The sequence below is a fragment of the Bacillus sp. JJ1562 genome, assembly GCF_036962705.1.
Classification (GTDB): domain Bacteria; phylum Bacillota; class Bacilli; order Bacillales; family Bacillaceae_L; genus Ferdinandcohnia.
In genome coordinates this window covers 267316-278617 of sequence record NZ_JBALOQ010000003.1, presented here as the reverse complement: position 1 = coordinate 278617, position 11302 = coordinate 267316, and the positions used below count along the sequence as shown (strand labels likewise).

The 11302-nt window shown below is 37.9% G+C and carries 12 protein-coding genes; 9 read left to right on the top strand and 3 right to left on the bottom strand.

Features of this window, described 5'->3' with window-relative positions; all coding sequences use genetic code 11:
* Positions 1-48: 48 nt before the first annotated feature.
* The 4 genes from V7097_RS02300 to V7097_RS02285 all read left to right on the top strand — a co-directional run bounded on the left by V7097_RS02300 (position 49) and on the right by V7097_RS02285 (position 4086).
* Positions 49-1350: a purine/pyrimidine permease gene (locus tag V7097_RS02300; RefSeq protein ID WP_335701964.1), complete on the top strand. Its 1302-nt coding sequence runs from the start codon at positions 49-51 to the stop codon at positions 1348-1350.
* 94 nt (positions 1351-1444) lie between these two features.
* Positions 1445-2248, top strand: a complete 804-nt coding sequence (locus tag V7097_RS02295; RefSeq protein ID WP_335701963.1) for an ABC transporter permease — start codon at positions 1445-1447, stop codon at positions 2246-2248.
* Positions 2249-2250: 2 nt separating this feature from the next.
* Entirely contained in the window at positions 2251-3060 is an 810-nt protein-coding gene (locus tag V7097_RS02290) for an ABC transporter permease (protein ID WP_335701962.1), read from the top strand.
* 18 nt (positions 3061-3078) lie between these two features.
* Positions 3079-4086: an ABC transporter ATP-binding protein gene (locus V7097_RS02285; RefSeq protein WP_335701961.1), complete on the top strand. Its 1008-nt coding sequence runs from the start codon at positions 3079-3081 to the stop codon at positions 4084-4086.
* A 173-nt stretch (positions 4087-4259) separates the two neighbouring features.
* Here the strand turns inward: V7097_RS02285 and V7097_RS02280 are convergent, their stop codons facing one another.
* Entirely contained in the window at positions 4260-5621 is a 1362-nt protein-coding gene (locus tag V7097_RS02280; RefSeq protein WP_335701960.1) for a YjiH family protein, read from the bottom strand.
* Between the two features lie 332 nt (positions 5622-5953).
* Here V7097_RS02280 and V7097_RS02275 point away from each other — a divergent pair, with 332 nt between their 5' ends.
* The 4 genes from V7097_RS02275 to V7097_RS02260 all read left to right on the top strand — a co-directional run bounded on the left by V7097_RS02275 (position 5954) and on the right by V7097_RS02260 (position 8350).
* Positions 5954-6106 carry a hypothetical protein gene (locus V7097_RS02275; protein ID WP_335701959.1) on the top strand — a complete coding sequence of 51 codons (153 nt, stop codon included), beginning with the start codon at positions 5954-5956 and terminating at the stop codon, positions 6104-6106.
* A 163-nt stretch (positions 6107-6269) separates the two neighbouring features.
* A complete protein-coding gene (locus tag V7097_RS02270) occupies positions 6270-7235 on the top strand; it encodes a bile acid:sodium symporter family protein (RefSeq protein ID WP_335701958.1) in 966 nt (321 codons plus the stop codon).
* Positions 7236-7348: 113 nt separating this feature from the next.
* Positions 7349-7786 carry a GNAT family N-acetyltransferase gene (locus tag V7097_RS02265; RefSeq protein ID WP_335701957.1) on the top strand — a complete coding sequence of 146 codons (438 nt, stop codon included), beginning with the start codon at positions 7349-7351 and terminating at the stop codon, positions 7784-7786.
* Positions 7787-7831: 45 nt separating this feature from the next.
* Positions 7832-8350, top strand: coding sequence for an acyl-CoA thioesterase (locus V7097_RS02260; protein ID WP_335701956.1), 519 nt, complete (start codon positions 7832-7834; stop codon positions 8348-8350).
* Positions 8351-8396: 46 nt separating this feature from the next.
* Here V7097_RS02260 and mscL read toward each other — a convergent pair whose 3' ends face one another.
* Positions 8397-8774, bottom strand: a complete 378-nt coding sequence (gene mscL, locus V7097_RS02255) for a large conductance mechanosensitive channel protein MscL (protein ID WP_335701955.1) — start codon at positions 8772-8774, stop codon at positions 8397-8399.
* 74 nt (positions 8775-8848) lie between these two features.
* Positions 8849-9145, bottom strand: a complete 297-nt coding sequence (locus V7097_RS02250; protein WP_335701954.1) for a hypothetical protein — start codon at positions 9143-9145, stop codon at positions 8849-8851.
* Positions 9146-9476: 331 nt separating this feature from the next.
* Between V7097_RS02250 and V7097_RS02245 the strand changes: the two genes are divergently transcribed.
* Entirely contained in the window at positions 9477-11156 is a 1680-nt protein-coding gene (locus tag V7097_RS02245; protein WP_335701953.1) for an alpha amylase family protein, read from the top strand.
* The last annotated feature ends 146 nt before the right edge of the window (positions 11157-11302 follow it).

The following is an 11302-nucleotide window of genomic DNA, read 5'->3' as shown; positions in this document are numbered from 1 at the left end:
GCGCAAATACGCCAAGGCACATTTGCTTAAGGAATAGGGATGAGAAAATTGAAAGTTTTTTTTAGTTCATTACAATGGCTTGCCTTTATCATAGCTAGTTCGATTGTAGCACCAATCGCGATTGCGGCCCTTTACGGAATGGACCCGGCCCAAACCGCAAGCTTTGTTGCACGGACACTCCTTGTACTCGGATTATCGTGTTTGGTTCAAGTGTATTTTGGGCACCGTTTGCCGATTAATGAAGGGCCGGCTGGTTTGTGGTGGGGCGTATTTATTATTTATGCTGGTTTAGGACCAACCTTGTACGGATCAGGAGAAGAAACACTCCGAGCCATTGAAGCGGGTATCTTGGTAAGTGGGATTCTATTTATGCTTCTCAGCATATTTGGAATTATTGATCGACTCTCAAAGCTATTTACACCAGTTGTAACCGGGACTTATTTAATTTTACTTTCACTTCAGCTGAGTGGTTCGTTTTTAAATGGAATTTTCGGAGTGGGCTATCGTGGCGGAGAAACGGTAAATCTAAAAATCTTAGGTATTTGTGCTTTTATCATTCTTTTTACGTTTGTTTTCGCAGAAAAAGGGCCTCGAGCTTTAAGGCAGTACTCTGTCCTTATCAGCTTAGCCCTCGGCTGGATCATTTTTGCCGTCTTTGGACTAACACAGCCAATCAAAGTTACATCAAACCAGTTTATTGAAGTTCCACGTATTTTTGCCTTTGGAACTCCGGCTTTTGATAGTGGAATGATTGCTACGTCGATCCTTGTAACTCTATTACTTTTAACAAATTTAATCGCTAGTATAAGGGTTGTCGAGCAGGTGCTACAATCCCAAAACATAAAATTAGAGAAAACAAGATATCGCCCTGCAGGTTTTATGGCAGGAGTTAATCAATTGCTTGCGGGACTTTTTTCAGCGGTTGCGCCTGTACCGATCTCGGGAGCTGCAGGTTTCATCGCGACTACGAAAATTAATACAAGACTTCCTTTTATTGTTGGTAGTTTTATCTTAGTTGGGATTAGTTTTTTTCCTAAAATCATGAACTTTGTTTCAGGATTGCCAGCACCAATTGGCTATGCAACGGTATTTATTATTTTCGCAAATCTCATGTTACCGGCATTAGCTGCATTTGAAAGTCTGTTTAATAAAAGTCGTTCTCGAATGATTATTGTTTTTTCGCTATTCGTTGGAGTAGGGTCGATGTTTGTGCCTTCAAGTGCTTTTAGGGATGTGCCTCCAATATTAACGTCAATTTTAAACAATGGACTCGTTCTTGGAACAATTGCCGCCATCTTGATTGAACAGACGGTCATTAGGCTTGGCTCGAAAAAGAGAGAAAGAGCCTAGTCGAAAGGCAGACACCTATGCTACTATAAAGGAAAAAACTGTAATGAGCAATTTGCTTTTGGCTAAACTGTTGAAGGTTAATAGAGGTGACTTGATGGATACGGTAAAAATGTATACGGCTTTTACGAAAAAAGCCTTTATGAGATCGGCCGCCTATCGATTTGATGTGTGGACAAGGCTAGTCTCAAATATCATCTTTCTATTAATGTGGATGTCGATTTGGTATGCGCTGTATGCTGGTAAAGAAGAAGCGAGTGGAATTTCTTTAACAGCCATGCTTACTTATGTTGTCGTTAGCCAGTTTTTAACGGCAGTAAATGGTGCTGGAACTCCATTATGGGAGCTACAAGAAAAGGTTCGAACAGGCGACATCGCGCTCGAATTAATGCGACCATTTGATGTGCCATTAAGATATTTGTTTGCCGATTTTGGTAGTGTCGCATTTTATATGGTAACCGCTTTAGTACCGTTATATATTCTCTTGTTTTTCTTTGTTGATCTGAGCTTGCCAACCTCATGGCAAACGTGGATTTTATTTGTTATTTCAGGGTTTTTAGGTTTTCTTATCCGGTACTGTATCGAGCTGACATTTGGCTTATTTACGTTTTGGCTCATTGAAACGGGGGGAATCGAGGATGTTTTTTATTTTTCCGTTTCACTTTTATCGGGATCTGTCATTCCGTTGTGGTTCTTCCCAGGATGGTTGCAAACGTTTGCGGAATATTTACCTTTTCAAGGAATCTATTTTATTCCGAATGCTATTTTCATAGAAGAAATTTCAGGTAAAGCTGTCTTTCTATCGATTGGCATTCAGTTATTTTGGGTGGCAGTGTCTTATGGAATCCTCCGCTTTGTTTGGCGCAAAGCTTCAAACAAAGTGATTGTGCAGGGAGGGTAATCATGAAAAAACTAATTGATTACATACAATTGTATTTTCGACTTGTCGGAGCAGGTGTCCGTGCCCAAATGCAGTATCGCTTTGCATTTATTATGCGCATTGTCGGAATGATCGCAGCTTACACAGGTACTGCAGTGACGATGTGGATCATGCTCTATCAATTTAAAGAGCTCGGAAAATGGAATTTCTATGAGCTGCTCTTTTTATTTGCACTTGCTGTGTTGTCATGGGGGTTTTGTATTATTCTATTTTTCCATTTCCGAAGCTTGGATACGTATATTGTGAATGGAACCTTTGACCGGTTTCTCGTTCGACCAATCAATCCATTCTTCCATTTTATGGCGATGAAATTTGATATTGGGGCAGCGGGTCAGTTCATTTTTAGTATTATGGTCTTTATATGGGTGAGCAATGCCCTTGATATTCATTGGCAAATTGGAAAAATCCTATTTTTACTAGGGGCGATAATCGGAGGGATATTAGTTCAGGGTGGGCTACTCGTTTTTATTTCGGCAATTGCCTTTTGGACGACAAAATCAGAACGCTTTTATTGGGTCGTGATGTTTCCAGCCCGAAATTTAACGAACTATCCACTTTCCATTTATCCAAAACTGGTTCAATGGGTAACGGCGTTTGTCATTCCATTTGGGTTCGTGAACTACTTCCCGGCAGCTGTGATTTTAGATAAAGAAACACCCTATTTTCCATCCTATATTGGGTATTTAACACCGCTTGTGGGAATCGTATTTTTTACAATTGCGTATAATGTGTGGATGCTTGGTCTAAGTCGATATAAAAGTGCTGGTTCTTGATATAAGGGGGTTCTTGTCTTGGCTATTATTGAGGTTGAAAATCTAAGGAAAGAGTTTAAGATTGCAAAAAGAGAGACCGGTTTCGTTGGGGCTTTAAAAAGTGTTGTAAATCGGCAATTTGAAACGAAGGAAGCGGTTATAGATATTTCATTTTCGATTAAAAAAGGGGAAATGGTTGGATATATTGGACCAAATGGAGCGGGGAAATCAACGACGATAAAAATGCTAACTGGGATCCTTGTACCATCAAGTGGATCGATCCGAGTAAACGGGATTATCCCGTATGAAAATCGTAAAGAAAACGCGAAAAACATTGGTGTTGTGTTCGGTCAAAGGACGCAGCTTTGGTGGGATCTGCCGACTATTGAATCGTTTGAATTGTTAAAGGAAATATACCGAGTCCCTGATGGGCGTTATAAAGAAAATATGGATACTTTTGCAGATATCTTGGGATTAAGTGAGTTTTTGAATACACCGGTTCGCCAGCTTTCACTAGGTCAACGAATGCGAGCAGATATTGGTGCATCCCTTTTACATGATCCAGATATTTTGTTTTTGGATGAACCAACTATTGGTCTTGATGTCGTTGCGAAAGAGAAAATGCGCGAATTTATTCAAGAAATCAATAAGCTTCGAAATGTAACGGTGATTTTAACGACCCATGATATGGAAGACATTGAAAAGCTTTGTAAACGAATGGTCCTGATTGATCATGGCCAAAAGGTGTATGATGGCGATATTGCTGCGGTTAAATCGCGCTACGGAAAAATGCGGACTTTGATTGTTGATGTTGAGGAAAATGGGATTGACTTACAGGTTTCAAACGGGGAAATCTGCAAAGTGGAAGGGAACCGCAAGTGGATCCGGTTCAATCGAGATGATCATTCCGCATCTGATGTGATATCCCAAATTACCCAGACACATAATATAACGGATTTGACAGTAGAAGAGCCAGAAATTGAGTCAATCATCAGCCGTATTTATCAAGAAGGCTTTGCGAGGGAAGAAGTTGCTGTGAAAGTTTGATATTTTGAGATGTAAAAGCCCTACGAAGTGTCATTTCGTAGGGCTAATTTATGCGCTATGGACGTTATTTTATTCTTATGGTCATTAGACAGTGCTTATGGCCATTATTTTAATTCTATGGCTATTAACCCTACTTCTATGGCCATTAGCATAAAGATGAAACAAAACACATTTTAGAAAAACAAATACGCCATTCCAACAATAATTGGTAAGGTAATAAGCGTACGTTGTAAGAAAAGAATCACTAAGTCTAGAAACGAAAGAGGCAATTTAGAACCTAGTATTAAGCCACCGACTTCGGACATGTAGATTAACTGAGTGATCGAAACACCAGCAATGACAAATCGAGTTAGATCGTTCTCGATGCCTGCCCCAATAATTGAGGGGAGGAACATATCGGCAAATCCGATGACCATTGTTTCAGACGCAGCAACCGCTTCAGGGACCTGTAATAAGGTGAGAATCGGTACGAACGGAGCTCCAAGATATTTAAAGATTGGAGTGAATTCTGCAATAATAAGTGCGATTGTTCCGATTGCCATTACGATTGGAACAACGCCCATCCACATATCTAATACGTTTTGCATGCCGCCTTTTAATACTTTAGTAAAGTCACCACTTTTTCTCGCTTGGATGACCGCATTTTCCATTCCCCACTGAAACCGACTTTTATTTGCAGGGATGGTTTCGTCCGCCTTTTGTGTTGTACCTTCATAATACGTATCAGGCTTTCTTGATAATGGTGGAATTCTTGCAGTAATAATCGCAGCAACCAAGCCTGCTAAAAGAATCGTAAGATAAAACTGTCCAAACATACTTTCCAATCGCATTTGGGCTAAAATAACGACTGTAAATGTAATGGAAACAACAGAGAAGGCTGTTGCGACGATTGCTGCTTCCCTCTTTGTATAATAGCCTTCCTCATATTGTTTGTTTGTAAGAAGAATACCAACAGTTCCATCACCTAACCATGAAGCAACGGCATCAACAGATGACCGTCCAGGTAATCTAAAAAGTGGGCGCATCACCTTTGTGAGCAATGCTCCGAATAGCTCTAGTAGACCAAAATCAAGTAATAATGGTAAGAACAATCCTGCAAATAAAAATACGGAAAATAAAACAGGAATTAAATCGAAAAGCAAAGTCCCACCTGTTGCATCCGACCAAATCGCAGATGGACCAAGCTTGAATAGAGTCATAATCGCAAAAATCATCCCGAGTAATCTAGCAACAACCCAAACAGGAACTACATAAAATAGCCCAGAAAAGAAAGGGGATTTTGTAAGAAATGCTGGTTTAAAAAATACTGTCATAACGGAAATAATCCCAGTAATCGTGATTAATCCAGTCATTATATATGGAATCGAATCACCTAATAAATCTTGAACAATACCTGCCAAGATGGCCACAGTGATTGTAAAGTTACCATTAAATTGAAACGGAACAATAAATAAAATAATTCCGATCAAGGAAGGAATAATAAATTTTAAATAATCAACGAATGCTGGTTTGTCTTGTTGTTTTTGTACTGCCATTGTTGTTTCACCTCAAAAATTCTAAAAAGTCACAAACCCTACTTTATAATAAATTACATAAAAATGCGAGGTCTTTTTAAATAAAAATGCTTCCAATTGCATAAAAATACTATTCAGAAAAAACGATTAACTTTATTCAGCACTGTGGCCGAATAAAGTTAAAGCCTCCGACGGATGCCACAGATTTTCAAAGGAAGTTTTTCGAGCTTGCTCGAAAAAATCTGGGCGCAAATACGCCTTGGCGTATTTGATTATTACCAGCTTTTTTTGTAGCATCCCCAACCAAAACTAAACAATATTGGGGAATACTAAAAAGAAAGGAGTGAATACCGATGAAAAAACGCCAAAACAAGCAAGTGCCAACAATTGCTGTTGGAATGGACTCAGAAGATGAATTGCAAGAAGAGGCAACAATGGAAGAAATTGAAAAGGGCGACTACACACAGGTCACAAACTTCTCATATGACGAGTATGATCCAAGCTAAAATGAAAAAGCATTATCACATCGGTGATGATGCTTTCTTATTTTGCGGTAATAAAACCCAAGTTTTGGGATTCCCTTTATAAGACAACCTCTATAATGATAAAATTGTAGTATACTTAGATAATGGTCTTATTGTGGTAGATTCATAAACTAGGAGAATGATGATGTTACAGAAACTCAACAAAAAATTAGAAAAACTCATGCCACTTATTACACCAACAAGTGTAGTATTGGGTGTTTTACTAACTGCATACTTAGCTCCTTTTTCATATTTAGTACCGTGGATTTTTGCATTCATCACTTTTTCTGGAGCGTTAAGTTCAAGTTTTAGTTCAATAAAAAGAGCAATCACACATCCATTTCCAATCTTGATTGCTCTTTTTACATTACATTTAATCATGCCTGCATGGGCTTGGGTTGTTGGGCATTTAACCTTTCCCGGTGATAGCTTTACGATCACTGGAATTATTTTGGCAGTAGTTATTCCAACTGGAATTTCAAGCTTTATCTGGGTTGCGATGAAGCACGGAAATATTGCATTAACACTATCCATCATTTTAATCGATACATTGATTTCACCATTCGTTGTGCCGTATAGCTTAAAGTTATTTGTCGGCAGTAATGTTGAAATGGATGTTCTCAGTATTATGCAGGGTCTCTTCTTCATGGTTGTGCTACCCTCTATTCTTGGTATGCTCGTTAATAATTTTACGAAAGGCAAATGTACAAAAACTCTTAGCCCGAACTTGGCGCCTTTTTCAAAGATTGGTCTTGGAGTCGTAGTCATGATTAATAGTGCCGAAATAGCACCCTATTTACAAAATGTTAACCTAAAACTGATTATGATCAGTGCCGTCGTTTTCTTTATTTCGTTTTGTGGTTATTTACTCGCATGGGGAATCGGTCGTCTTATGAAGCAAGAACCAGACGTCATTATAGCCCTAATCTTTACAGGCGGTATGCGCAATATTAGTGCGGGGGCAGTCATTGCAATTACGTTCTTCCCAGCGGAAGTTGCCGTCCCAGTCGTTGTCGGAATGCTGTTCCAGCAACTATTGGCTTCGATTTACGCTCTGTTTATAGATCGTGTATATTCATTTGAACGTCTTGAACAAAAATTTACCGCTTAGCTAGCTTTTTTTCTTTGAAAAAATCGTTGAAAGTCGTTATGTGAAGGCATACGATTAGATGATGGAGGGGGCAACCTGAGCCACCTTAAACTAGAGTATCGGGGGATACGCACTTGACGGTGACTTTACAAAAAATCACGCGTGATAACTGGGAAGAATGTATTGATTTACAGGTAGGCAAATCTCAAAAAGGATTTATTGCTTCAAATCTATATTCAATCGCTGAGGTACAGTTTTTGCCAAATTTTGAAGCGTTTGCGATATATGCAGACATCATAATGGTCGGTTTTACAATGTTTGGATTAGACGAAGATGATAACAATTATTGGATTTACCGAATTATGATTGACGAAAAATATCAGGGAAAAGGCTATGGCACTAAGGCGCTTTTAAATGTGATAGATTACATCAAAGCAAAACCAGATGCTAAAGAAATCATCATCGGCTATAATCCAGAAAATATTGAAGCAGAAAGAACCTATATACGTGCAGGGTTTCAACCGAAGGCAATAGCTCCTTGGGGAGAAAAACTCGTTAGTTTGAAATTATAAAATACGTGAAGAATAGAACATAGAAATAGTAAGGGGGACTTACATATGGAAAACGCAAAATATTGCAAGGAATCTTTTGTTGTGAAGACAAGTAATGTATTTCCGCCTGATACGAATTATCATGGAACGATGTTTGGTGGTAAGCTCATGGCCTATATTGATGATGTTGCTTCTATTGCTGCCGTAAGACATTCACGCTCTCCGGTTGTAACAGCATCAACAGATTCAGTTGATTTTCTTCACCCAATTCATGAAGGAAGTTCAGTTTGTTTAGAGGCTTATGTAACATACACGGGGCGATCATCGATGGAGGTATTTGTAAAGGTAATTGCTGAAGATTTATACACAGGAGAACGGAATATTTGCGCATTATCGTTTTTAACTTTTGTAGCGTTAGATGAGAATGGCAAACCAAAGCCCGTCCCAACGGTTATCCCGAGATCAGAGGAAGAAAAGATGCTTCATGAATCCGCAAAAGATCGTGCCGAAAACCGCAAGAGACGCAAAAAAGAAAACGAAAAAATGGCATCGAAATTCAGCATCGCATTACCTTGGGAAGTATAAAAAATGGTTGTCCAGTCGATTTCGACATTGGACAACCATTTTTCTTTTATACACGTTGTTCTTTTAATAAATCACGAATTTCAGTTAGTAGCTGTTCTTCCTTGGTTGGAGTTGAGGCTGCAGGTTTTTCCACTTCTTTTTTCTTAAAGCGCTGAAAAAAGCGGATAAAGAGAAAAATAGAGAATGAAATAATTAAAAAGTCCACAACTGTTTGTAGAAAAGCACCATACATTATTTCCGCTCCGTTAAAGGGGATAGAAGCCTTTGATATGTCTACCCCACCTAGTAAAAAACCAACTAATGGCATAATAATATCATTAACGAGTGATGTAACAATCTTTCCGAATGCTCCACCAATAATGACCCCGACTGCGAGGTCAATCACATTGCCTTTTAGGGCAAACTTTTTAAATTCATTTATCATTTTGTTGTTCTCCTTTCAAATCCCTCTATTATTTTACATATATTCATTTAAAAGAAAATGATACAAATGGCTTATCATTCGAACCTCTCGAGTTGATGTAACATGTTTTCATTTCTTAATATTTCAATCTGTCTTTCACCCAATAAATCAAAATGGGGGAAGCCTGTCCGGTTATGAATGTATTTAGAAGGAATTCCATATTGCTTTCCCCATTCAATCAGTTTCTCGAGGTCTGCACAGCCAACCTTTGTCACTGTTGTCATGCCAGGAAAACGATCGTCTATCCAATAATGTGTAAGAAACGCAATTTCCCCCCCAGATACTTTCTTTTTCCACTCAAGAAGCTCCTTTCGTTTAATGCCAAATGCCATAAAGTTTCACCTCATAATCTAATCTTTCTATTAGCTCATATTATAACAAAAAGAAGGCTAGTGCTAAAAATGGTGAATTTTGTATACCGATAGATAAATTTTTCACTTAAAAGCAGGACCTTAGTCGTAGGTTATTTTGTTGAAAAAAGATATATAAACCTAAATTATAGATAATTTTTCCTGTTTATTTTTATTAAATGGAGAAAATATTCTTCTTTCGCTATAAATGTGATATTATTTAGATAATTCAAATAAAGGGGGATAGGCATTCTTGCAACGTTGAAATACATAAAAGTAAACAGAAAAGAATAGGAGAATAAAGGAGCGAAATATGAAAAAAATTATTGCTATTGTTACTGTTTTCTTATTGTTAACTTTTTTGGTTGTTCCGGTTTCAGCTAAAGGTGGGAATGATACTGCTAGAAAGAATGTACTACAAAACATAATAAAAGATCCGGATAAAAAAGCTAGAATTCTCTGGTATGACTTGTCAGCAAATATCGAATATCTTAATACAAAAGAAAAAGTGAAAGAGATTGTTGGCAAAACGGCTAAAGCAAATATTGACACTATTATACTAGATATAAAAAATTCAACAGGTTTTGTTGCCTACAATAGTAATTTAGCTCCTCATGCAAGTACATCTAAAAGGATTGATAAATTTCAAGGTTACCCCGAGAACTATGATTTATTAGAAAATGTGATAGAAGAAGCACATAAATACGGAATAAAGGTCCATGCGGCTATCAATGTATTCTCAGAGGGAAGCACAACTTTCCAGGAAGGGCCAGCATATGAGAACCCAGAATGGCAATCCGTTATTTATGAAGGCTCAAGGGTGGCCACAGCGGCTAACGGTGAAACAAGAAAAATTGATGGTTCAAATACTACAAGAAATACAAATTATCTTGTTCTGTATACTCCAGACAAGTATGATGTTTCTCCTGCTAATCGTTGGGGTGCAGAAGTTCAAATTACAGATGGAATTGTGACTCAGGTTTCTGACCGGAACACATTTGGAACACCAGCCTTGGAAATTCCTGAAAACGGTTACGTTTTATCTGGTCACGGTACAGCCAGAACTTGGTTACTTGATCATGTGAAGGTTGGGGATGCAATCGATATCTCATCTACTGAAACAAAACTTGTGCCTTCTTCCCAAGCAGCAGGTCATTCAACATTTGTTAACCCAATTCGTGACGATGTCCAAAATTATGAATTAGGTATCATTGAGGAATTAGTTACAAATTATGAAGTGGACGGAATTGTTCTAGACCGAGCAAGATACAATAATATTTACGCTGACTTTAGTGAATTAAGCCGTGAAAAATTTGAAGAGTATATTGATCAACAGGTTGAGAATTTCCCACAAGATATTTTTGAAATCAAATTTGACGGGAATGGCCAGCAAAATATTGTAGAAGGTCCTTTGTACCAAAAATGGATTGAATGGCGTGCTGGGAATATCCAGTCTTTCTTCAAAAAGGCAGAGAAAACAATCCATGATATTAAAGACGAAGTTTATTTTAGTACGTATGTAGGTGCTTGGTATTCGGATTATTACAGTGAGGGGGTAAACTGGGCAAGTAGAACACATCAACCAGATTATAGCTGGACTTCACCGGATTATCACAAAACGGGTTATGCTGAAACATTGGATTTTATCATGACAGGTACGTACTTTGAACAGGTAACAAAAGAAGAAGCAATTGCCAATGGTAGAATTGCTGAGCATAGTGTTGAAGGCTCTGCTGAATTAGCAATGGATGTTATTAATGAATCGACATTTGTTTACGGGAGTCTATATCTCAATCAATATATTAATAATCCTGAACAGTTCCGTAAGGCACTTCGCAAGGATATTGAATTAACACATGGTGTTATGATATTTGATTTAATCTATCTAGAATTGTTCGACTGGTGGCCAATTGTAGAAGAGGAATTTGCAAAGCCTAGTCAAGCTCCGCATCATATTCCAGGATTCCTTAAAATGGTTCGAGAAGATAAGTAATATATAAGGAGGAGTGGGTCTGAAAAACCTGCTCTTTCTTATTGTTTGTAATAGTTTGAATTTTACAGCGAGTGAACATATACTAAAATTAGGTAAATATCTTTTTTTCAATTAGCAATGGTGAAATATTCTACTTTTATAAAGAG

What these genes read in the sequence shown, in the direction of transcription:
- V7097_RS02295 (WP_335701963.1), top strand. Translation starts at nt 1,445, where the DNA reads ATGGATACGGTAAAAATGTATACGGCTTTTACGAAAAAAGCCTTTATG.
- V7097_RS02290 (WP_335701962.1), top strand. Translation starts at nt 2,251, where the DNA reads ATGAAAAAACTAATTGATTACATACAATTGTATTTTCGACTTGTCGGA.
- V7097_RS02280 (WP_335701960.1), bottom strand. Translation starts at nt 5,621, where the DNA reads ATGGCAGTACAAAAACAACAAGACAAACCAGCATTCGTTGATTATTTA.
- V7097_RS02275 (WP_335701959.1), top strand. Translation starts at nt 5,954, where the DNA reads ATGAAAAAACGCCAAAACAAGCAAGTGCCAACAATTGCTGTTGGAATG.
- V7097_RS02270 (WP_335701958.1), top strand. Translation starts at nt 6,270, where the DNA reads ATGTTACAGAAACTCAACAAAAAATTAGAAAAACTCATGCCACTTATT.
- V7097_RS02260 (WP_335701956.1), top strand. Translation starts at nt 7,832, where the DNA reads ATGGAAAACGCAAAATATTGCAAGGAATCTTTTGTTGTGAAGACAAGT.
- mscL (WP_335701955.1), bottom strand. Translation starts at nt 8,774, where the DNA reads ATGATAAATGAATTTAAAAAGTTTGCCCTAAAAGGCAATGTGATTGAC.
- V7097_RS02250 (WP_335701954.1), bottom strand. Translation starts at nt 9,145, where the DNA reads ATGGCATTTGGCATTAAACGAAAGGAGCTTCTTGAGTGGAAAAAGAAA.
- V7097_RS02245 (WP_335701953.1), top strand. Translation starts at nt 9,477, where the DNA reads ATGAAAAAAATTATTGCTATTGTTACTGTTTTCTTATTGTTAACTTTT.